The organism is Actinokineospora sp. UTMC 2448 (assembly GCF_024760565.1).
Taxonomy (GTDB): domain Bacteria; phylum Actinomycetota; class Actinomycetes; order Mycobacteriales; family Pseudonocardiaceae; genus Actinokineospora; species Actinokineospora fastidiosa.
Window position 1 is genome coordinate 6,852,136 of sequence record NZ_CP031087.1, and the last position, 21,300, is coordinate 6,873,435.

Annotated in this window: 20 protein-coding genes and 1 tRNA gene; 11 read left to right on the forward strand and 10 right to left on the reverse strand. The window is 71.9% G+C overall.

Annotated features, from left to right (window positions below; all coding sequences use genetic code 11):
* Together Actkin_RS31750 and Actkin_RS31755 are read right to left on the reverse strand one after the other, a co-directional pair.
* Positions 1-177: a DUF397 domain-containing protein gene (locus tag Actkin_RS31750; protein WP_258905288.1), complete on the reverse strand. Its 177-nt coding sequence runs from the start codon at positions 175-177 to the stop codon at positions 1-3.
* Positions 174-1,031, reverse strand: a complete 858-nt coding sequence (locus Actkin_RS31755) for a helix-turn-helix domain-containing protein (protein WP_258905289.1) — start codon at positions 1,029-1,031, stop codon at positions 174-176. The genes Actkin_RS31750 and Actkin_RS31755 overlap by 4 nt, the downstream gene beginning before the upstream one ends.
* Positions 1,032-1,239: 208 nt before the next feature.
* On the opposite strand from Actkin_RS31755, the gene Actkin_RS31760 reads away from it, so the two are divergent.
* The gene (locus tag Actkin_RS31760) at positions 1,240-2,070 is read left to right on the forward strand and encodes a Scr1 family TA system antitoxin-like transcriptional regulator (protein WP_258905291.1); all 831 of its coding nucleotides are present in this window, start codon (positions 1,240-1,242) and stop codon (positions 2,068-2,070) included.
* Here the strand turns inward: Actkin_RS31760 and Actkin_RS31765 are convergent.
* Complete coding sequence (locus Actkin_RS31765) at positions 2,054-4,153, reverse strand: putative bifunctional diguanylate cyclase/phosphodiesterase (protein WP_258905292.1); 2,100 nt, start codon at positions 4,151-4,153, stop codon at positions 2,054-2,056. The two genes, Actkin_RS31760 and Actkin_RS31765, sit on opposite strands and share 17 nt — an antisense overlap.
* A 315-nt stretch (positions 4,154-4,468) precedes the next feature.
* On the opposite strand from Actkin_RS31765, the gene Actkin_RS31770 reads away from it, so the two are divergent.
* The 5 genes from Actkin_RS31770 to Actkin_RS31790 all read left to right on the forward strand — a co-directional run bounded on the left by Actkin_RS31770 (position 4,469) and on the right by Actkin_RS31790 (position 8,911).
* Positions 4,469-5,257, forward strand: a complete 789-nt coding sequence (locus tag Actkin_RS31770) for a lysozyme (protein ID WP_258905293.1) — start codon at positions 4,469-4,471, stop codon at positions 5,255-5,257.
* Between the two features lie 168 nt (positions 5,258-5,425).
* On the forward strand, positions 5,426-5,944 hold the full coding sequence (locus Actkin_RS31775; RefSeq protein WP_189209139.1) for a WXG100 family type VII secretion target: 519 nt from the start codon (positions 5,426-5,428) through the stop codon (positions 5,942-5,944).
* The gene (locus Actkin_RS31780; protein WP_258905294.1) at positions 5,944-6,741 is read left to right on the forward strand and encodes an ESX secretion-associated protein EspG; all 798 of its coding nucleotides are present in this window, start codon (positions 5,944-5,946) and stop codon (positions 6,739-6,741) included. The genes Actkin_RS31775 and Actkin_RS31780 overlap by 1 nt, the downstream gene beginning before the upstream one ends.
* Positions 6,738-8,093: an esterase/lipase family protein gene (locus tag Actkin_RS31785; protein ID WP_189209137.1), complete on the forward strand. Its 1,356-nt coding sequence runs from the start codon at positions 6,738-6,740 to the stop codon at positions 8,091-8,093. Before Actkin_RS31780 ends, Actkin_RS31785 begins: the two co-directional genes overlap by 4 nt.
* Positions 8,090-8,911 (forward strand): hypothetical protein, encoded by an 822-nt coding sequence (locus Actkin_RS31790; protein ID WP_258905295.1) that lies wholly within the window; start codon positions 8,090-8,092, stop codon positions 8,909-8,911. The genes Actkin_RS31785 and Actkin_RS31790 overlap by 4 nt, the downstream gene beginning before the upstream one ends.
* 27 nt (positions 8,912-8,938) lie before the next feature.
* Here the strand turns inward: Actkin_RS31790 and purL are convergent, their stop codons facing one another.
* The 3 genes from purL to purS are packed head-to-tail and all read right to left on the reverse strand — an operon-like array spanning position 8,939 to position 12,116.
* A complete protein-coding gene (gene purL, locus Actkin_RS31795; RefSeq protein ID WP_258905296.1) occupies positions 8,939-11,212 on the reverse strand; it encodes a phosphoribosylformylglycinamidine synthase subunit PurL in 2,274 nt (757 codons plus the stop codon).
* Positions 11,209-11,880, reverse strand: a complete 672-nt coding sequence (purQ, locus tag Actkin_RS31800) for a phosphoribosylformylglycinamidine synthase subunit PurQ (RefSeq protein ID WP_189209134.1) — start codon at positions 11,878-11,880, stop codon at positions 11,209-11,211. The genes purL and purQ overlap by 4 nt, the downstream gene beginning before the upstream one ends.
* Positions 11,877-12,116, reverse strand: a complete 240-nt coding sequence (purS, locus tag Actkin_RS31805) for a phosphoribosylformylglycinamidine synthase subunit PurS (RefSeq protein ID WP_189209133.1) — start codon at positions 12,114-12,116, stop codon at positions 11,877-11,879. The genes purQ and purS overlap by 4 nt, the downstream gene beginning before the upstream one ends.
* Before the next feature lie 148 nt (positions 12,117-12,264).
* Between purS and Actkin_RS31810 the strand changes: the two genes are divergently transcribed.
* Together Actkin_RS31810 and Actkin_RS31815 are read left to right on the forward strand one after the other, a co-directional pair.
* Positions 12,265-13,242 (forward strand): NAD-dependent epimerase/dehydratase family protein, encoded by a 978-nt coding sequence (locus Actkin_RS31810; RefSeq protein WP_258905297.1) that lies wholly within the window; start codon positions 12,265-12,267, stop codon positions 13,240-13,242.
* On the forward strand, positions 13,239-13,760 hold the full coding sequence (locus tag Actkin_RS31815) for a GNAT family N-acetyltransferase (RefSeq protein ID WP_258905298.1): 522 nt from the start codon (positions 13,239-13,241) through the stop codon (positions 13,758-13,760). Before Actkin_RS31810 ends, Actkin_RS31815 begins: the two co-directional genes overlap by 4 nt.
* 48 nt (positions 13,761-13,808) lie before the next feature.
* Here the strand turns inward: Actkin_RS31815 and Actkin_RS31820 are convergent, their stop codons facing one another.
* Together Actkin_RS31820 and Actkin_RS31825 are read right to left on the reverse strand one after the other, a co-directional pair.
* On the reverse strand, positions 13,809-15,632 hold the full coding sequence (locus Actkin_RS31820) for an acyl-CoA dehydrogenase (RefSeq protein WP_189209131.1): 1,824 nt from the start codon (positions 15,630-15,632) through the stop codon (positions 13,809-13,811).
* Positions 15,633-15,737: 105 nt separating this feature from the next.
* Positions 15,738-16,454: a response regulator transcription factor gene (locus Actkin_RS31825; protein ID WP_189209130.1), complete on the reverse strand. Its 717-nt coding sequence runs from the start codon at positions 16,452-16,454 to the stop codon at positions 15,738-15,740.
* A gap of 302 nt (positions 16,455-16,756) precedes the next feature.
* On the opposite strand from Actkin_RS31825, the gene Actkin_RS31830 reads away from it, so the two are divergent.
* Positions 16,757-17,209 carry a hypothetical protein gene (locus tag Actkin_RS31830; RefSeq protein ID WP_189209129.1) on the forward strand — a complete coding sequence of 151 codons (453 nt, stop codon included), beginning with the start codon at positions 16,757-16,759 and terminating at the stop codon, positions 17,207-17,209.
* A 265-nt stretch (positions 17,210-17,474) separates the two neighbouring features.
* Here the strand turns inward: Actkin_RS31830 and Actkin_RS31835 are convergent.
* Positions 17,475-17,548 (reverse strand) — tRNA-Gly (locus Actkin_RS31835).
* 68 nt (positions 17,549-17,616) lie between these two features.
* Here Actkin_RS31835 and dcd point away from each other — a divergent pair.
* Both dcd and Actkin_RS31845 read left to right on the forward strand, forming a co-directional pair.
* Entirely contained in the window at positions 17,617-18,198 is a 582-nt protein-coding gene (gene dcd, locus Actkin_RS31840) for a dCTP deaminase (RefSeq protein WP_189209128.1), read from the forward strand.
* A 66-nt stretch (positions 18,199-18,264) separates the two neighbouring features.
* Positions 18,265-20,448, forward strand: a complete 2,184-nt coding sequence (locus tag Actkin_RS31845; RefSeq protein ID WP_258905299.1) for an esterase-like activity of phytase family protein — start codon at positions 18,265-18,267, stop codon at positions 20,446-20,448.
* A gap of 4 nt (positions 20,449-20,452) precedes the next feature.
* Here the strand turns inward: Actkin_RS31845 and Actkin_RS31850 are convergent, their stop codons facing one another.
* A complete protein-coding gene (locus tag Actkin_RS31850) occupies positions 20,453-21,256 on the reverse strand; it encodes a DUF1206 domain-containing protein (protein ID WP_258905300.1) in 804 nt (267 codons plus the stop codon).
* Positions 21,257-21,300 lie beyond the last annotated feature (44 nt).

The following is a 21,300-nucleotide window of genomic DNA, read 5'->3' on the forward strand; positions in this document are numbered from 1 at the left end:
CTACTTCTTCACCCGAACCAGGAGCGCGTCGAACGCGTACGGGGAGAACCGCAGCAACCCACCGTCCCGGTGCTTGGAGTCCCGCACCGCAGCGGCTTCTGCGGTCCGCGCCAGTTCGACGCACGCGTTGCTGCCTCCGCTGAAACTGCTGATACGCCAGTCACTACCTGCGCTCATAGTCCCTCCATCGCTTCGACCTCCGCCCTCATCAGCGCTGCCGACTCCGCAGCAGACAACGCTTGGGCGGACACATCGTCGAACATCGCCGCGAACTTGGCGACGTCCTCCGCGTTATCGACCCATTCTCCCCCGCCTGGGTACTCCAGGTACACAGAGTCTGGATCATCGTCGTCGAAGCCGAAGATCATGACCGGCCCGGACATCGTGGCGTACGCACCCGAGTCGAAGTCGATGATCTGGATTTCCACGTTGTCGCAGAGACCTGCGGCAATCAGATGCCTGAGCTGGCCAGCCATGACGGCCGGTCCGCCGACGCGCCGCTTGATGACAGACACGTCGATGAGCGCGTGCAGCCGAAGCGGCTGATCTCCTTCGAGGAGCCGCTGGCGCGCAAGACGTGCTGCGACCAACCGGTCCTCGGCCACGTGCGGATCGACTATCCGGTGGGACGAACGCTGGATCGCGGCAGCGTACTCGGCGGTCTGGAGCAAGCCGGGTACGCAGCACGGCTGGAGATCCCTGACTGTGCTGGCGTCTGCCTCCGTCCGCAGGAACGCACGGAACTTGGGCGGCACGGCCGACGAGTGAGCAATCCGCGTACCGTCCTGTTTCGCGTCCTCCCACAGGCTCTCGACCTCGGCACGCTCCTCCGGCGTGGCCTCGTAGAGCACGAGCATCGTGCTCAGCTCGGCGTAGGCGCAGAGGTTGTAACCGTTCTCGTACTTGGAGATCTGTCCGTGGGAGCGGCGCAGCAACGCCGCGATCTGGTCGGTCGTGTGGCCAGAACGCTCACGGAGACGGGCAAGCGTCTTGCCCACTTTGCGCTTGCGCCTGGTCTGAGTGCTCGGCATGCCCGAACCCTAGATCAGCCAGCCGCTTGACGATAGTCACCCATTCGAGGAATAGAGGGAGAAGGTTACCCCCGATATGGTTCCTGTGTCGGCGGGATCACATCTGCCACGGTCGGCGTTCCTCCCTCCAAGCCGTGGACTCCGCAGCCGTGGTCCCGCCGGCCCGACCTACCCGGAGCGGTCGGAACCACAGCTGGAAGGGCGGATCATGTCGGGACGGCGCAGGTCACCACAGGCGCGGGATCGGATTCTCGGGGCACAGCTGCGGACCATCCGCATGGAGCGAACAGACCTCTCCCTGGAACAGGCGGCCGAGGTGTCCATGATCTCCCTGTCCACCCTGAGCCGCATCGAGAACGGCAAGCGGCACATCACCAGCGAGGACGTCGCCCTCCTCCTCACCATCTACCGCGTGCCCGCGCGCCAGCGCGCCCTGCTGGTCGACGCCGCCCGCGCCGAGGTGCCGAGCGGCTGGTGGCAGGGGCGGCTGCCCGGCCTGCCGCCGGACATCGGCGTGGCCAGCCACGAATGCACCGCCACCGCGCTCACCAGCTGGTCGATCGCGGTCCTTCCCGAGCTGCTCCAGACCCGCGCCTACGCCTCCGCCTTCCTGCGCATGAACGGCACGGAGCAGCGCGAGATCGACACCCTCTGGGAGACCCGCGCGCGGCGGCGGGACCAGGTCTTCGCCAGGGCCGACATCACCGCCTTCGTCCACGAACTGGCCCTGCACACCCCGTTCGGTGGCCGGGCGGCCCTGAAAGAGCAGCTCCACCACCTGCTCGCTTCCGTGGACCGGGGCATCGGCGTGCGCCTGCTGCGCATCGGCGAGCCGCTGGGCGCGCTCGTCCACCCGTGGCTGCTGTGGGAGTTCCCGAGGGACCCCGCCGTCGTCCACGTCGGACTCCAGCGCAGCGAGGTGTTCCTCCACGAGCCCGAGATCGGGCTCTACCTCGCCGCGCGCACCGAACTCGCGCGGGCTGCGTGCACCGTGGCCGAGACGCGCACGGCCATCGCCGCGGTCATCGACCGGCTGTGACGTCCGCGGTCGCGTCCAGCCAGCGCTCGATCTCCTCCGGCGGGCCCGGTTTGGCGTAGAGCCAGCCCTGGGCGCTGTCGCAGCCGATGGCGCCCAGGCGGTCGGCCTGCTGCGGCTCCTCGACGCCCTCCGCGATGACCTCCAGGCCCAGCACGTGGGCCAGCGACACCAGGCTCGTCACGATCTGGCTGTCGGCGGGGTCGGCGGCGGGGATGCCGCGCAGGCCCTCCATGAACGACCCCGCCAGCTTGATCGCGTGGACCGGCAGGTGCCGCAGGTAGGCCAGGTTCGAGTACCCCGTGCCGAAGTCGTCGATCGCTATGCGCACGCCCAGGTCCGCCAGGCCGTGCAGCGCGGCCAGCGGCTTGCCCGTCGTCTCCATGATCGCCGACTCGGTGAGCTCCAACTGGATCGCGTTCGCCGGGATGTCCGCCGCGGCCAGGATAGTGCCGACGTCGGCGACCAGGGTCGGCTCCTCGGTCTGGCGGGCGGCGAGGTTGACGCTGACCCGCGGCGCGCGGCAGCCGTACGCGTCGCGCCAGCGGCGGGCCTGGCCAGCTGCCTCGCGCAGGACCCAGCGGCCGATCGGGACGATCAGCCCCGTCTCCTCGGCCAGGCCGATGAACTGGTCGGGCCCGAGCCGCCCGAACTCCGGGTGCGCCCAGCGCACCAGGGCCTCGACGCCGACCAGCGACCCGTCCGCGAGCCGCACGATCGGCTGGTAGTCGACGTAGAACTCCTCGCTCTCCACGGCGGCGGGCATCCGCGCCGACAAGGTGAACCGGGCGACCTCGCGGGCGTTGCGGTCGGGGTCGTAGTCGGCCCACCTGTTCTTGCCGTCGGCCTTGGCCCAGTACAGCGTCACGTCGGCGTCGCGCATGGTCTCGGCGGGGCTGGTGCCCGCGACCGGGCGCTCCACGACGCCGATGCTGGCCGACACCGACAGCCGGTGGCCGCCGATGCTGACCGGCTCGGCCAGCGCGGCGAGGATGCGCTCGGCGAGGTCGACCAGCTCGTCGCGGCCCGTGCTCTGCTCGACCAGCACCACGAACTCGTCGCCGCCCATCCGCGCGACCAGCCGGTTCGGGGCGGTGACCAGGGCGTCGAGGCGGGCGGCGACGGCGACCAGCAGCTCGTCGCCGACGTCGTGGCCGAGGCTGTCGTTGATGACCTTGAAGCCGTCGAGGTCGAGGTAGCAGACGCCGACGCGGTTCTCCTCGCCGAGGGCGAACGCGGCGGCGAGCCGCTCGGAGAACAGCGCGCGGTTGCCCAGCCCGGTGAGCGGGTCGTGGTTGGCCTGGTGGCGCAGCCGCTCCTCCAGGCTGTGCCGCTCGGTGATGTCCTCCATCATCCCGACCATGAACCGCGGAGCGCCGTTCTCGTCGCGGACCAGGGAGACCGACTGGTCGACCCACAGGCCGGTGCCGTCGGCGCGCTTCAGCAGGCGCTCCATGCGGTAGTGGTCGCGCTCGCCCGCGACCATCTCGGCGAACGGCTCGCGCATCGCGGCGGGCTCGTCCGGGAAGCGCAGGTCCGCCGCGGACATCCCGACCAGCTCGGCCTCCGGGTACCCGAACATCGCGGCGAAGGCGGAGTTGACCTCCAGCAGCGTGCCCACGGCGTCGGTGATCACGATCCCGATCGCGGCCTGGGTGAACATCGCCCGGAACCGGGCCTCGCTGGCCAGCAGGGCGGCCTCCACACCGCGCCTGGCCTCCAGCGCCGCGCGGCGGATGGCCTCCTGGTCGCGGAAGATCCGCTCCTGCTGGGCGGCGACGAACCCGCTGGTCAGGGCCCCCTGCAGGGCGGGCAGGTGCGGGCCGGACAACAACTCCCCGAACAGCCGGACGCTGGCGGCCAGGGTCGCGGCGCCGGTCAGGCTGAGCTCGACGAGCGCGGTGCCGACCTTCTCGACCGCCGCCGTGTCGGGCTCGGGCGCGGCGAGCGCGGCGTAGACGACATCGGTCAGTCCGCGCACGCGGCCGACGAGCGTGGCCCGGTCGAGGGCCACGTATCCGGTGGAGACGAGTACGCCCGTCCACCTTTCGGCGAACGCGTCCGGTCCGACCGGTGCGGTGTCCACTTCTCACCCCTTCCGCCACTCCACGGACAGTTTCACCTGAACAACGCCATGTCACCAGAGCGGTTGCGCATTTGCGGAGTGTCACCACCTCTGTTCACATGAGGCTTCCGGGTGACTACCGAAAGCGTCCGGGAACGAGGTGGCCATGGTCAAGTCTCCACCGCCGTCCGGACGAGGTCCGCGCGCCCCTCGGCCGTCCGGTTATCAATTCACGCGAAAGCGTGACTTTTGGGTGGTTAATCAAGCACACTGGGTACTCGGGCGGCTACCTCCGGTTAGCCGCCCGCGTGAGGGCACTCGGAAGGGGCATCAACGATGAAGTCCTTGTTAGTGACGTCCGCACTAGTGCTGTCCACCCTGGTCGCGCCCCCTGCCGCGGCCGAGAGCGTCCTGGCCCAGGACCACCCGATGGGCTCCCAGATCCGCAAGCACGAAGGCGGCGACCGCAACGCGCGCAAGGCGCCGCCGGACCCGGGCGTGCAGGCGACGGTCGCGGGCATCGACGTCTCCGGCTGGCAGGGCAACGTCGACTGGGCGTACTGGTGGAACCAGGGCAAGCGATTCGCTTACGTGAAGGCAACCGAGGGCACGACGTACCGCAACCCGTACTTCGCGCAGCAGTACAACGGCTCCTACAACATCGGGATGATCCGGGGCGCGTACCACTTCGCGCTGCCCGACCGGTCGTCCGGCGCCACCCAGGCGCACTTCTTCGTCAACAACGGCGGAGGCTGGTCCCGCGACGGCAAGACCCTGCCGGGCGTGGCCGATCTGGAGTACAACCCGTACGGCGCGACCTGCTACGGCAAGACGCAGGCGCAGATGGCGGCGTGGATCGCCGACTTCAGCAACACCTACCGCGCCCGCACGGGCCGCGACGCCGTCTTCTACACCAGCACCAGCTGGTGGTCGCAGTGCGTCGGGACGGCGGCGCGGTTCGCCCACTCCAACCCGCTGTGGATCGCGCGCTACTCCTCGTCAGTGGGCACGCTTCCCTACAACTGGACGGTGTGGACGTTCTGGCAGTACACCTCGTCCCCGATCGATCAGAACTACTTCAACGGCGCCTACGACCGGCTGCAGGTGCTGGCCAACGGCGGCTGACCGCTGGACCGGCGGACCGACGGCGGGGCCGGGGCAGCCCCGCCGTCGGTCTGTCACGCGGCCCTGTCGCGAGACCCCAGTCACAAGACCCTGTCACGAGCGGGAACCGAACCCTCACGGGCCGCGTCTACCGTGCGTACCGACGGCCCGCCCGCTGGGGGTAAGGACATGGCGTTCTACGGCGACCCGGATGAGCTCGACCGCATCGCCACGCGCATCGAGCAGCGCGCGACCGAGATCCGCGACCACGGCACCTCGATGCTGACCCAGGCCGAGGCGATGCGCTGGAAGTCCATCGCCGCCGACCGGTGCCGGGAGACCGTCGCCAACGACCGCGCCGCCCTCGACGGCACCGCGGAGAAGTTCGACGCCGCCGCGGCGATCCTGCGCCAGCACGCCCAGGAGGTCCGCGAGCTGATCGCGGCCATCAAGCGGATCGCCGAGAGCGTCGTGAACTGGTTCAACGGCGCGATCGAGCGGTTCAACCAGGCGGTCGACGCCTTCAAGAACGCGGTCAAGGACATCGCCGACGGCATCGGCGACGCGCTGGGCTTCGGCGGCGACGCGCCGTCCCCGCCGCGGCCGCCGTGGGAGGGTTGGCGCTACCAGCCGGACAACCTGCCGCCGCCCGGCGACAAGGAGTGGCTGGAGGTCGGCAGGTTCATGCAGGCGCAGGGAGTGGCGTGATGGCCGCGTTGACCGCCGCGCACCGGCTGGTGCTGACGGCCGCCGAGTACGCCCACCTCGTGGGCGAGCTGGGCATGAGCATGCCGCCGGACTGGGCGCCCGCGCCGGACGTCACCACCGGGGCCGAGGCCGAGGCGCTGGCCGCGCGCGACATCGTCGTCGACGGCCGGGTGCACCCCTCCGTCGCGGCGAACCTGCGGGTGCTCAGCGGCCCGCAGATCATGTTCGACACCACGGCGACGATCAGCACCCGGGGGTCGCGCAGCCTGCACGCCATCGCCGGTCGGCTGGGCGCGTCGCTGTTCCTGCTGCCCGACGCCGCCGTCGAGCTGTCGATGTTCCAGGCGACCGACCTCGGCCGCGAGCTGGTCCGCGCGGTGCCCGCCGAGGAGCGCGGCGGCATCGGCTCCGCCCTCGACGCCGAGGAGGCCGAGCCGCTGCGCGGACGCGTGCCGCTGCGGGCCCTGCACGAGCTGGGCGTCGCCGAACTGCTGCGCGAGGCCGACCCGGAGGCCCCCGGCCACGTGCTCTCCGAGCTGGACCTGCCCGCCGACGAGGCCCGGTTCGCCACCGCCGTGCTGCGGCGCGCCGACGGCGTCCTGCACTGCCTGGTGACCGCGCTGATCGGCGAGGGAGTGCGGACCGCGCGGCTGACGTGGCTGCACAGCGACACCGGCTGGGTGGGCATCCGCCCGGCCCCCACGGGCGCCGACCGCGAGCTGGTGGACCTGGAGCCCGTCGCCCGGGAGGATTTCGGGGTCTGGCTGGCCCCCTTCGTGTCGGAGGCGCTGTCATGACCGGACCCGGGGTGACCAACCTGACCGTCGAGGGCGGCGCGGGCGGCACCGAGGCGCAGTACGAGGACCTCGCCGCGCTCGGCGACCTGACCGACGACGTCGCCGGCGAGACGCTGACCATCGCGATGGCCTCCCACGGTCACCTGGTCGACCCGAACGTCGTCGCCTCCGCCCTGCTCAACCCGGGCGGGGTGGCCCGGTTCGAGGCCGCGATGCTCGGCGCGCTCGACGGGCCGAGCGGGCTGACGGCGACCTCGGCCGCGATCGGCCTGCGCGGGCTGACCCTGCAGGCGACCAACCAGGCCTACCAGCTCGCCGACGACATCAACGCCAAGGCGCTGGAGGCCAGCCGCTGGCTGATGGGCGCGGCGGCGACCACGCTGCCCGGCCTCGCGGTCACCGGCGGGACGGCCGCCCTGATCGCCGCCGACATCATGCTCAACTACGACGGCGACGCCCAGCGCTGGCTGGTCGAGCACCCCGGCATGATCGACACCGTGCTGGGCATGGCCCCCGGCACGCTGAGCGCGCTCGGCCTGCCCACCGACATGGCCACGCTGACCGACCTGGCCGCGGCGGCCTACCCCGACGGCGACCCCGCGCTGGACCCGCCCTACGGTCAGCCGCCGGTCATCGACCAGAGCGTGCACGGCACCACCCCGCCCGACGGGCTCGGCGACCTCCTGGACGGCCTCGACCACCGCAACGAGACCGACGCCAACATCGACGTCAAGAAGGTCGTCGGACCGGACGGCACGGTCTCCTACATCGTCGACATCCCCGGCACCAAGGTGTGGAACCTGCCGGGCGGGGACCAGGGCAGTGCCAACGACTTCGGCACCAACGTCGACGCCATGGCGGGCAACGAGACCGTGCTGCAGGAGGGCATCGAGGAGGCCCTGCGCGCGGCGGGCGTGCCGTCGGACGCGCCGATCATGCTGGTCGGGCACAGCCAGGGCGGCATCGTCGCCGCGCAGGCGGCGGGCAACCTGGCTAACCCGGAGACCGGCGCCCCCTACAACGTCACGCACGTGGTGACGGCGGGCTCGCCGGTGGGCAACATCGACGTGCCCGACAACGTGCAGGTGCTCTCCCTGGAGAACAGCGGCGACATCGTGCCCCACCTCGACGCCAGGGACAACCCGGCCAGCGACAACCGCACGACCGTCACCTTCGACAACCAGACCGGGACCGCGGGCGGCAACCACGGCATCGGCGGGAACTACACCGACGCCGCGCGCCAGCTCGACCAGAGCGACGACCCCTCGGTGCGGCGGTTCATCGACAGCGCGGGCGGCTTCTTCGGCGGCCAGGAGGTCACGACCTACGAGTACACGGTGTCCCGCAAGTGATCCGCCGCGTCGCCGCCGGTCTCGCGGTGCTGCTGGCGGCCGCGGGCTGCTCGGACGAGCCCGAGCCGGTGCCCGTCGCCGAGGACTTCAGCGACACCGTGACCAGCCTGCTGCGCGCGGTCGACGGCGGCGCGACGCCGAGTTTCGGCGCGGAGACGTGCGGCGCGTGGCCCGCCACGCCCGACCAGGTCATCACCTGGGCCGACGCGGCGCTGACCGGCGTCGCCCCCGAGCGGCTGCGCGCGGCGGCGGTCGCCGCGGGCTGGCAGCCCCAGACCGCCGACGGCGTCGACCTCGCCCTGGTCGGACCGCACGACGTGCTGCTCGCGCTGACCGGGGGAACCGTGCGCGCGGAACGGCCCAACTGCACCAAGTCCGGGGACTCGCGGCGGCTCGACCACAACGACTTCACCCGGCCGGACCCGACCGAGGCCCAGGCGCGGGCGGTGGCCGACGGTCAGGAGCGGGCCGCGCGGACCGCGGCGGCGATCAGGGGGATCATCGAGCTGGGCGGACGGGCGGCGGACGAGCCCGCGCTGGCCAACTGCGGCGGCGCGGGGCCGCGCGGCGTCACCTGGACCATGCGGGACACCGCGAAACTGCCCGCCAGGACCAATCTCCCCGCGGTTATGTCCCAAATGGACGAGGAGCTGCGGTCGGCAGGCTGGACGACACAGTCCACACCGGACGGCATGACGGCGACCGGCGACGGCCTCACCGCGACGATCACCGCGCGGCACTCCTCGATCGAGGGCGACCCGAGCCCGTTCCTGCTGGAGATCCGGCCCGGCGAGTGCGTGCCCGTCACCGGGTCGTAGCGCGCGCCACGACCCGGTGACCGGGGCTCAGCCGAACAGGGCCGGGAGCGTGGCCTCCCACGCCGACCGCAGCTCGGGCAGCGGCAGCACGCCGACGCCCTGGATCTCCAGCGCGCCGGACTCCGGGTCCACCACGCCGGTCTTGCGCCACGGCAGCCCGCGCGCGGTGCACATGTCGGTGAACCGCAGCTCCTCGGTGCGCGGCACCGCGACCAGCACGCGCCCGGCCGACTCGCTGAACAGCTGGACGAACGGGTCGGCGTCCGGGTCGAGAAAGACCCGCGCGCCGGTCTCGCCGATCAGGCACGCCTCCACCAGCGCCTGCGCGAGGCCGCCGTCGGACAGGTCGTGCGCCGCGGAGACCATGCCGTCGCGCGAGCCCGCGACCAGGACCTCGGCCAGCAGCTTCTCCCTGGCCAGGTCCACCTTCGGCGGCAGGCCGCCGAGGTGGCCGTGGATCTCGTGCGCCCACTCCGAGCCGTTGAACTCGTCGCGGGTCTCGCCGAGCAGCAGCAGCGTCTCGCCTGCCTCCGCGCCGATGCCGGTGGGGATGCGGCGGCGGACGTCGTCGATCACGCCGAGCACGCCGACGACCGGGGTCGGCAGGATCGCCGTGGTGCCGGTCTGGTTGTAGAAGCTGACGTTGCCGCCCGTCACCGGGATGCCCAGTTCCTTGCAGCCCTCGGCCAGGCCCTTCACCGCCTGCTCGAACTGCCACATGACCGCGGGGTCCTCCGGCGAGCCGAAGTTCAGGCAGTTGGTGACCGCCAGCGGCATCGCGCCGGTGACCGCGACGTTGCGGTACGCCTCGGCCAGCGCGAGCTGCGTGCCGGTGTACGGGTCGAGCTTGACGAAGCGGCCGTTGCAGTCGGTGGCCAGGGCCACGCCGCGGCCCGTCCGCTCGTCGATGCGGATCATGCCGCCGTCGGAGGGCTGGGCGAGCACGGTGCCACCGCGCACGTAGCGGTCGTACTGCTCGGTGACCCAGCGCCGCGACGCCAGGTTGGGCGCGCCCGCCATGCGCAGGAGCAGCTCGCGCAGCTCGTCCGGGGTGGACGGGCGGGGGAGCCGGTCGCTGGTGTCGGCCTGCAGCGCGTCCTGGAAGTCCGGGCGGGCGATGGGCCGGGCGTACATCGGGCCCTCGTGCGCCACGGTGCGCGGCGGCACGTCGACCACGGTCTCGCCGTGCCAGGTGATGACCAGCCGGTCGCCGTCGGTGACCTCGCCGATCACCGTGGCGATGACGTCCCACTTGGCGCAGACGGCCATGAACGCGTCCACGTTGGCGGGCTCGACGACCGCGCACATGCGCTCCTGCGACTCGCTGGAGAGCACCTCCGCGGGCGTCATGCCGGTGGCGCGCAGCGGCACCTTGTCCAGCTCGACGCGCATGCCGCCGTCACCGGCGCTGGCCAGCTCGCTGGTCGCGCAGGACAGGCCAGCGCCGCCGAGGTCCTGGATGCCGACGACGATGCCCGCCTGGAACAGCTCAAGGCAGCACTCGATCAGCACCTTCTCGGTGAACGGGTCGCCGACCTGGACCGCGGGGAGCTTCTTGCGCCCGGTGCCGCCCTCCTCACCCGAGAACGTCTCGCTCGCCAGCACCGACACGCCGCCGATGCCGTCGAGGCCGGTGCGCGCGCCGAACAGGATGACCTTGTTGCCCACGCCGGAGGCGTGCGCCAGGTGCAGGTCCTCGGTGCGCATCGCGCCCACGCACAGCGCGTTGACCAGCGGGTTGCCCTGGTAGCTTGCGTCGAACACGACCTCGCCGCCGATGTTGGGCAGGCCGAGGCTGTTGCCGTAGCCGCCGATGCCCGCCACGACACCGGGCAGCACGCGCTTGGTGTCGGGGTGGTCGGGCGCGCCGAAGCGCAGCGGGTCCATCACGGCCAGCGGGCGCGCGCCCATCGCCATGATGTCGCGCACGATGCCGCCCACGCCGGTGGCCGCACCCTGGTAGGGCTCCACATAGGACGGGTGGTTGTGCGACTCCAGCTTGAAGGTGACGGCCCAGCCGTCGCCGATGTCCACCACGCCCGCGTTCTCGCCGATGCCCGCCAGCATCTTGGCCTGCATCTCGGGGGTGGTGTTGTCCTTCCAGTGCTTCCAGTGGATCTTGGAGGACTTGTAGGAGCAGTGCTCGCTCCACATCACCGAGTACATCGCCAGCTCGGCGTCGGTGGGGCGGCGGCCCAGGATCTCCCGGATGCGGGCGTACTCGTCGTCCTTGAGGCCCAGCTCGCGGTAGGGCTGGCTCTGGTCCGGGGTGCTCGCGGCCTGCTCGACGGTGTCGGTCACGCCGTCACCACCGCGTCGAGCAGGGACAGGAAGATGCCCAGGCCGTCGTCGGAGGGGCCGGTGAGCGCGTCGATGGCGTGCTCGGGGTGCGGCATGAGGCCCACGATGCGGCCGCTCGGGTCGCTGATGCCCGCGATGTCGTCCAGCGAGCCGTTGGGGTTGGCGCCGACGTAGCGGAACACCACGCGGCCCTCGCCCTCCAGCTCGGCGACGGTCTCGGCGTCGGCGGTGTAGCGGCCGTCCATGTTCTTGATCGGGATGATGATCTCCGCGCCCTGCTCGTAGCGCGACGACCACGCGGTGGTGTTGTTCTCCACGCGCAGCCACTGGTCGCGGCAGACGAAGTGCAGCCCGGCGTTGCGCAGCAGCGCGCCCGGCAGCAGACCGGCCTCGCAGAGCACCTGGAAGCCGTTGCAGATGCCCAGCACCGGCATGCCCTTGCGGGCTGCGTCGACGACCTCGCCCATGACCGGCGCGAACCGGGCGATCGCGCCCGCGCGCAGGTAGTCGCCGTAGGAGAAGCCGCCGGGCAGGATCACCGCGTCGACCCCGCGCAGGTCGGCGTCGCCGTGCCAGAGCGCGACGGCCTCACCGCCCGCGGCGGTGATGGCGCGCAGCGTGTCGCTGTCGTCGAGGGTTCCGGGGAAGGTGACCGCGCCGATCCTCACGACTCCACCCGCCGCACGACGAAGTCCTCCACCACCGGGTTCGACAGGAAACCCTCGGCGATCTTGGCGAGCGTGGCGTCGTCGACGGAGTCGTCGACCTCCAGCTCGAAGTGCTTGCCCTGGCGGACATCGGACACACCGGAGAACCCGAGGCGGGGCAGGGCGCGGGCCACCGCCTGTCCCTGGGGGTCGAGGATTTCCGGCTTGGGCATGACGTCGACGACGACTCGGGCCACGGCAGGCTACTCCTGGGTTGCGGGGGCCGGTACTGTCAAATCGTACCTGACCTGCGTATTCATCAACTCGGCCGGTGAGCCCGGCCACCTTGTTCGCCCGCGGCGAGCAGGGCTGGCGGCCGGGCGGGCCGCGGAGTTGGGTGGGCGCATGCGAATCCTCATCCTGGGCGGAACCCGCTTCGTCGGCCACACGACGGCCGCCGCGGCCGTGGCGGGCGGCCACGACGTCGTCTGCGCCGCGCGCGGCGAGTCGGGCGCGGTCCCCGACGGCGCCCGCCTCGTCAAGGTCGACCGCGACCAGCCCGACGGCCTCGCCCCGCTGGCGGGCGAGTCGTTCGACGCGGTGGTCGACGTCGCCCCGATCTCCCACACCTGGGTCCGGCGGGCGCTGGACGCCTTCGGGTCCGTCGGGCACTGGACCTTCGTCTCGTCCATCAGCGTCTACGCCCACCCCGACCGCGTCGACGACGTCCTGCTGCCCCCGCGCCAGGAGCACTTCGACCGCTCCAAGGTGCTGCAGGACCCGGAGGCGTACGGCTCGATCAAGGTCGCCAGCGAGAACGCGGTCCTGGAGACCATGGGCGACCGCGCGTTCATCGTCCGGGCGGGCCTGATCACCGGACCCGGCGACCCGTTCGACCGCTTCGGCTACTGGCCCATGCGCCTGCACCGCGGCGGCCGCGTCGCCGTGCCCGACGTCGACCAGCTCACCCAGATCATCGACGTCGGCGACCTGGCCGCGTGGATCGTCGACGCGGCCGAGCGGGGCACCACGGGCGTCTACGACGGCATCGGCCCGGCCCAGCCCCTGCTGGACGTGCTGCGCACCGTCGCGGACGCGGTCGGCTCGGACGCCGAGCTGGTCCGGGTGCCGGAGTCCGTGCTGACCGAGCACGACATCGCCCCCTGGGCTGGCCCGCGCTCGCTGCCGCTGTGGCTGCCCGCCTCCCACCGGGGGATGAGCGCCCGGGACGCTGGCCCGGCGCTGGCCGCGGGCCTGACGCCGCGGCCGCTGGCCGAGTCGGCGGTGCGGGCGCTGGAGCACGAGAAGGCCCTCGGCCTCGACCGCGAGCGCAAGGCGGGCCTGCCCGCCGACGCCGAGGCCGAGCTCCTCGCCGCGCTGTGACGCTGATCCGCCGGGCGGCGCCCGACGACGTCGAGGGCATCGCCGAGACGCACGTGCTCGGCTGGCGGCACGGCTACGTCGGGCTGCTGCCCCAGCCCGTCCTCGACGGCCTGCGGCCCGAGCAGCGGGTTCCCCGGTGGGCGCTGGCCGTCGCGGACGCGGACTGGCCGCGCCGGGGCGCCCTCGTCGCCGACGACGGCGACGGGATCGCGGGCTTCGCCCACCTCCGCCCGACCGGCGACGAGGACGCCGACCCGGCCACGACCGGCGAGGTCGCGTCGTTCTACGTGCGCCCGGACACCTGGCGGCGCGGCGTCGGCAGCCTGCTGATGGCCGCCGCCCTGGCCTGCTTCCGGGAGGCGGGCTTCACGACCGCGACCCTCTGGGTGCAGGAGGGCAACGAGCGCGCCATGGCGTTCTACGCCCGCTGCGGCTTCGCCCCCGACGGCGCGGCCAAACCCGACGTCGTGGGTGGGCTGGAGATCCGCGATCTGCGCTACCGGCAGGCGCTGACATAGCGAAACGGCGGCGACCCCCGGAGGGAGTCGCCGCCGTTCGGCGTCGGATCAGAACGCGGCTTCGTCGACGTCCATGATGTCGTTGTCGGCAGCCTCGACGATCTTGCGGGCGCCCGCCAGCTCCGGCAGGACGTTCTTGGCGAAGAACGACGCCACGGCGACCTTGCCCTCGTAGAACGCCTTGTCCTTGCCGGACGCGCCCGCGTCCAGCGCGGCCAGGGCGATCTCGGCCTGGCGCTGCAGCTGCCAGCCCACCAGCAGGTCGCCGGTGGCCATCAGCAGGCGCACGGTGTGCTGGCCGACCTTGTAGAGGTTGCGCACGTCCTCCTGCGCCGAGGTCAGCGCGCCGATCAGCGAGCCGAGCATGGCCTGGACGTCCTCGAGGGCCTGCTTCAGCAGCTCGCGCTCCTGCTTGAAGCGGCCGTTGCCGCCCTCGGCCTCCAGGAACTTGGTGATCTCCCCGGCGATGTAGGTCAGCGCCTGGCCCTTGTCGCGGACGATCTTGCGGAAGAAGAAGTCCATCGACTGGATCGCCGTGGTGCCCTCGTACAGCGAGTCGATCTTCGCGTCGCGGATGTACTGCTCGATCGGGTAGTCCTGCAGGAAGCCGGAGCCGCCCAGGATCTGCAGCGACTGCACCAGCTGCTCGGTGGCCCGCTCGGAGCCGACGCCCTTGACGATCGGCAGCAGCAGGTCGTTGACCCGCTCGGCGAGCTTCAGGTCGCCGTCGCCGGTCCACACCTGGTCCTGGAAGGACGCCGTGTAGAGGTACACCGCGCGCAGGCCCTCGGCGTACGCCTTCTGCAGCATCAGGCTGCGGCGCACCTCGGGGTGGTGGGTGATGGTGACCCGGGGGGCGGTCTTGTCCAGCATCTGGGTCAGGTCCGCGCCCTGCACGCGCTCCTTGGCGTACTCCAGCGCGTTGAGGTAGCCGGTCGACAGCGTGCCGATGGCCTTGGTGCCGACCATCATCCGGGCGTACTCGATGACCTGGAACATCTGCGCGATGCCGTCGTGCACCTCGCCGAGCAGCCAGCCCTTGGCCGGGGTGCCGTGCACGCCGAAGGACAGCTCGCAGGTCGTGGAGACCTTCAGGCCCATCTTGTGCTCGACGTTGGTGACGAAGGCGCCGTTGCGCTCGCCCAGCTCACCGGTGTTGGTGTCGAAGTGGTACTTGGGGACCAGGAACAGGCTCAGGCCCTTGGTGCCCGGCCCGGCGCCCTCGGGGCGGGCCAGCACCAGGTGCATGATGTTCTCGGTCATGTCCTGGTCGGCCGAGGTGATGAACCGCTTCACGCCCTCGATGTGCCAGGAGCCGTCGTCCTGCTTGACCGCCTTGGTGCGGCCCGCGCCGACGTCGGAGCCCGCGTCGGGCTCGGTGAGCACCATCGTCGCGCCCCAGGCGCGATCGATCATGATCTGCGCCCAGCGCTTCTGCTCCTCGGTGCCGTTCTTGTGCAGGATCATGGCGAAGTTCGGGCCGGCCAGGTACATGAACAGCGCCGGGTTCGCGCCCAGGATCAGCTCGGCCGCCGCCCACTGCACGGTGGGGGGCATGCCCAGGCCGCCGAGGTCGTTGGTCAGGCCGAGCCGCCACCACTCGCCGTCCCACAGCGCCTGGTAGGACTTCTTGAACGACTCCGGCAGCGTCGCCGAGAAGGTCTTCGGGTCGTACACCGGGGGGTTGCGGTCGGCGTCGGCGAAGGAGTCGGCCAGCGGGCCGACGGCCAGCTTGTTCAGCTCGGCCAGCACGCCGCGCGCGGTCTCCTCGTCGGCGTCGGCCAGCACACCCTTGCCCAGGCGCTCCTGAACCTTCAGCACCTCGAACAGGTTGAACTCGAGGTCGCGGACGTTGCTCTTGTAGTGACCCATGTCTGTTGCTCCGTGTCCTCACGAGCGGGCGTGCTACTCACCGGTAACAACAGGATATTACTAGGCGGTAACCCGAGCAAGTGGTGAGCATTTTCGTGCCTGCCGTCACGTGCCCGTGCGCGGCTGCACCGGCTGCTTGTTCGTGCCGATGGTGAGGACCCCCGAGCGGAACGCGACGGCGACGGCGTGGGTGCGGTCCCGCGCCGAGAGCTTGCGCAGGATGCTCTTGACGTGGGTGCGGACCGTCTCGACGGACACGTAGAGGATCTTGGCGATCGCCTGGTTCTCCAGGCCGTCGGCGATGAGCTGCAGGACCTGGAACTCGCGCCGGGACAGCGGCTGGGTGGTGTCGGACAGCCAGGCCAGCTTGGCCCTCGGCGCGGCCACCGTCTGGGCCAGGGCGGGGTCGACATAGCGGCGGTCGCGGTGCAGCCCGAGCATGGCCTCGACGATCTGCGGGGGCTCCGCCGAGCGCAGGATGACCCCGTGCACGCCGGAGGCCAGGGCCGTGGCGACGTAATGCGTGGTGCGGTGGGCGTCCCTGACCATGATCAGCACGGTTAACTCGGGATGACCCGCCGTCAGCATGTGGCTGAGGTGGTGCCGGGGGTCGAGGCCGGAGTCGATCATCGCGATGTTCGGCCGGAACCGCTCGACCATGGCCACCGCGCCCTGCGGGGTGTCGGTCGCGCCGAGCCAGCGCAGTCCGGGCGTGCGCATGACCAGCGCCGACAGGCCCTCGCGGAACACGGGCACGCCGTCGACCAGCGCGATGCCCAGGCCCGCCTGCCCGACGGGTCGCGGGATGGAGGTGCGCGGCATACGTGACCCTTCGTTCAATTACGCGTCCTGTTAGAGCGACGTGACAAGCGGCAAGCCGTGACGTGCTCGGCGGGGATGAGGTCCAAGTCACCCGAACAGCCCAAAGATTGTGATCTGGATTACATCCTTTGCCTGTGTCATCGTGGGCGGACGGTGGCACGTGTCACCCGCACGAGGAATACCGAGCAGTAGGTGCGGGATTGGGTAGGAAGGACCGCCCGTCCGGGATAGGGTCGCGGTAGCTCTGGAGTGACCGTCCGACTGCGGTGCGTACGCGGAGTGTTCGAGGAGAGGGGCTGCCGGTGGAACCAGGCGCCGTACGCAACGCCGACGGGTGGTTCCGCCTCATGGTCGAGACCGATCTCGCCCCCGGTCTGCGCGCGCTGGGCTTGTCCGGCAGCGACCGCCACTACCGCATGGTCACCGACACCCACCGCGCCGAGATCTCCATTGTCCAGGCCCCCGCGCGGCCCGACACCACCAGGTTCACCCTCTCCCTCGGCGTCACCCCGACCGACGAGTGGACGGCCCAGCGCCGCATCCGCCCGTACCTCGCCCACTCCCAACCCGGCTGGCGCGTCCCGATCGGCCAGGTGGTCCTGGTCGGCTCCGGCGTCCCCATCGGCGACCTGTGGTGGCAGGTCCGCGCGGGCCGCCCGTTCGGCTCGATCTCCCAGGAGATCCTGAACCTGGTCAAGGAATTCGCCCTGCCAGCCATGCAGGCCCAGATCCGAGCGCGGACAACCGGCGGCTGACCAACGCCCGACCCGAGCGACCCGGCCCTCGGACGTTCACCTTCGGTCTGTGGACGGACAACGCGCGCGACCTTTCGTCGCCCACTCGCAGGCCGCGAAGTTCCGACACGCCTCATCCGGCCCCTCGCAGTTTCCATCGGCCACAGTGGCGAACTGCGCGCTCTGCGGGGATGTCGCCCCTGGTCGAGGAGCCGCACGAGGCGGGCATGGGAAAGGGGCGCCTCCCTGATCGGGTGGCACCCCTACTGACCTGCATAAACCGTTCTGGAGCGGATGACGGGAATCGAACCCGCGTTCTCAGCTTGGGAAGCTGATGTTCTACCATTGAACTACATCCGCATGATCAAGCTCGATGAGAGCATACACCGTCCCGAAGGCCGCGCTCGCGACCGGGTTAGTGTGTCTGCGTGCTGCTCAGCGACCGCGACCTCCGCAAGGAACTCGACTCCGGCAGGCTCCGGGTGGAGCCGCTGGACCCGGCGATGGTGCAGCCGTCCAGCATCGATGTGCGCCTCGACCGGTTCTTCCGGGTCTTCAACAACACCCGCTACACCCACATCGATCCGCAGCAGCAGCAGGACGACCTGACCTCGCTGGTCGAGGCCGAGGGTGACGAGCCCTTCGTGCTGCACCCCGGCGAGTTCGTGCTCGGGTCGACGTTCGAGGCGGTCACGCTGCCCGACGACCTGGCCGGGCGGCTGGAGGGCAAGTCGTCGCTCGGGCGGCTCGGGCTGCTGACGCACTCGACCGCCGGGTTCATCGACCCCGGCTTCACCGGCCACATCACGCTGGAGCTGTCCAACGTGGCGAACCTGCCGATCACGCTCTGGCCGGGCATGAAGATCGGCCAGCTGTGCCTGTTCCAGCTCTCCTCCGCCGCCGAGTTCCCGTACGGCTCGAAGGAGGCGGGCTCGCGGTACCAGGGCCAGCGCGGGCCGACGCCGTCGCGGGCGTACCGCAACTTCCACCGGGTGGACACGCGTCGCTAGGCGTTCACCTCGGGGACGTGTTCGTCGGCTACAAAGCGCGGCACATACCCCGAGGTAGGAGGCCCAGTGGCGGTCCGGTTATGCGCTGGCGCGCTCGCGTGCGCGGCGACGTTCTCCCTGGTGAGCCCGGCGGCCGCCGCGGCTCCCGAGTGGTTCCAGCGGGTGGGCACCATGCCCGTGCACCTCAACAGCTCGCCCGATGAGCACACCGCCGCCGAGATCGCCGCGGCCACGCCGGACGGCAGCACCGTCGTCTACACCGACTCCCCGGCCGGGCGCATCGGCTTCGCCTCGCTGCGCGGCGGGCGGCTGAGCCCCGACGGCGTGCTGGACATGCCCGGCGAGCCGACGTCGGTCGACATCGTGGGCGGGCATGCGCTCGTCGCGGTCAACACCTCCGCGTCGCACACCGCGCCGTCCGGGCTGCTGGTGGTCGTGGACCTGCGCACCCGCGCCGAGGTGGCCCGGCACGAGCTCGGCGGGCAGCCGGACTCCATCGACATCGCCCCGGACGGGCGCCGCGCCGCCGTCGCCGTCGAGAACGAGCGGGACGAGGACGTCGCCGACGGCGCGCTCCCGCAGGCCCCGGCGGGCTTCCTGGCCGTCGTGGACCTCGTCGGCGCGCCCCGGGCGTGGACGGTCCGGCGGGTCGGGCTGACCGGGATCGCCGAGGTCGCGCCGTCGGACCCGGAGCCGGAATACGTGAGCGTCAACGCGCGCAACCAGGCCGCGGTGACGCTGCAGGAGAACAACCACATCGTCATCGTCGACCTGCCGACCGGGCGGATCGTCCGGCACTTCTCGGCGGGCAGCGTGACCGTCGCGGGCGTGGACACCGAGGACGACGGCGTGATCGACCCGTCGGGGACGATCACCGCCGCGCGCGAGCCGGACGCCATCGCCTGGCTGGACGAGCGCTACCTGGGCACCGCCGACGAGGGCGACTACGTCGGCGGCTCCCGGACGTGGACGGTGTTCGACTCCCGCGACGGCGCGGTCGTGCACTCCTCGGGCAACGAGCTGCAGCGGATCGCCGTCAACCAGGGCCAGTACCCCGACGGCCGCTCGGACAACAAGGGCGTCGAGCCGGAGGGCCTGGCCGTGGCCGCCTTCGGCCGCGACCGCTACGCCTTCGTCGGCATGGAGCGGGCCAACCTGGTCGCCGTCTACGACATCGCCGACCCGCGCCGCCCGCGGTTCGTGCAGGCGCTGCCGACCGGCGTCGGCCCCGAGGGCCTGCTGCCCATCCCGGCGACGCGCACGCTGGTCGTCTCCGCGGAGGAGGACTCGGCCGAAGACGGCGTGCGCTCCTCGCTCAGCGCCTACCGGCTGACCCGCTCGCCGATGTCCGTGGCGGTCGCCCAGAACCGGGCGGCCCCGTCGATCGTCTCCGACGGCATCGGCTTCGGCGCGCTGTCCGGCCTGTCGGCCGTCCCCGGCAACCACCGCGACGTCGTCGCCGTCACCGACTCCGCGTACAGCCCGACCCGCGTGCTGACCGTCGACACCCTGGCCGTCCCGGCGAAGGTCCGCGCCGAGCTGACCGTCACCCGCGACGGCGCTCCCGTCGGCTACGACGCCGAGGGCATCGCCGCCCGGGCAGGCGGCGGCTACTGGATCGCCGCCGAGGGCGACGGCAAGAAGCGGCCGAACCTGCTGGTCGAGGTCGCCGCCGACGGCGCGGTCGTCCGCGAGGTCGCGCTGCCCGCCGCCGTCGCGGCGACCGCGACCAGCAGCGGCTTCGAGGGCGTCGCCGCGGCCGGGGAGCACGTCTGGCTGGCCGTGCAGCGCGAGTGGAAGGCCGACCGGCCGGGCGAGGCCATGCTGGCCCGCTACACCCCCGCCACCGGCGAGTGGGCCTTCGCCGCCTACCCGCTCGACACCGCGGCGACCGGCTGGGTCGGCCTGTCCGAGCTGACCGCCGTCGACGACCGCACGCTCCTGGTCCTCGAACGCGACAACCAGCGCGGCGACACGGCGGCGGTCAAGAAAGTCTACCGGGTCGACATCGGCCGCCTGGCCCCGGTGCGGGCGGGCGAGCCCAAGCCCGTGGTCGGCAAGCGCCTGGTCCGCGACCTGCTGCCCGCCCTCACCGCGGGCGGCGCCGCCGCGCACGACAAGCCGGAGGGCCTGGCGCTCGTCGGCGCAGGCCCGGTCCGCAGGCTGGTCGGCGCGGTGGACAACGACGGCCTCGACGACGCGCCCGGCGAGTCGGTCTTCCTGCGGCTGGGCTGGTTCGCCCGGTTCTGACCCGTCAGGTCCAGTGGGCCCGCGCGGCGGCGAAGCAGTAGGCGCCGAACGCGGCGAAGCCGACGGCCATGACCGACAGCAGGACCATCCCGTAGGGCTGGGCGGCCAGGGTGCGCAGGGCGGTGTCGAAGCCGCCCGCCTCGCCCGGGTTCGCCGTCAGCGCCGCGGCCCCGATGAGGCCGCCGACGATGGCGATGGCCACGCCCTTGGCGATGTGGCCGACCCTGCCGATCCGCCGCACCCAGCGCTGGGTGCCGGTCGGCAGGTCGGTCGCGTCGAGGTCGCGCATGAACGAGCCGCGGACGCCGGTCACCACGCCCGCCACCCCCACGGCGATGACGATCGCGGCCACGGCGCCCACGATGACCGGGCCCGCGGGCAGGTCCAGCACCACCGCCGTCCACTCGCGCTGCTTCTGGTCGCCGCTGCCCGCGCCGCCGCCGGTCGCGAGCTTCACCGCGACGATGCCCAGCGAGACCCCGGTGCCCGCGCGGACGGCGGCGCCGAGGCGCTTGCGCGTGCGCTTGAGCTCCTTGCCGACCCACCGGAAGCCCATCGCCGCCTCCATCGCCTGCCAGAGCGCGAACGCGAACAGCCCGGCGGCCAGCACCCACATCAGCGCCAGCCCCGCGCCGGTCGAGGCGATCTCGGCCAGCGCGCCGCTGGTGTCGGTCTCGCCGCTGCGGGCCCCGGCCACGACCCGGACGGCCAGGTAGGCCAGCACCACGTAGATCGCGCCGTAGCAGACCATGCCCGCCCGGCCCAGCCACTGCACCGGTCTGGACCGGTGCGCCCGCTCCGCGTCCACCGCCGCCCTCCGCTCACTCGATCAGGTGACACCGCTGGTGAGGA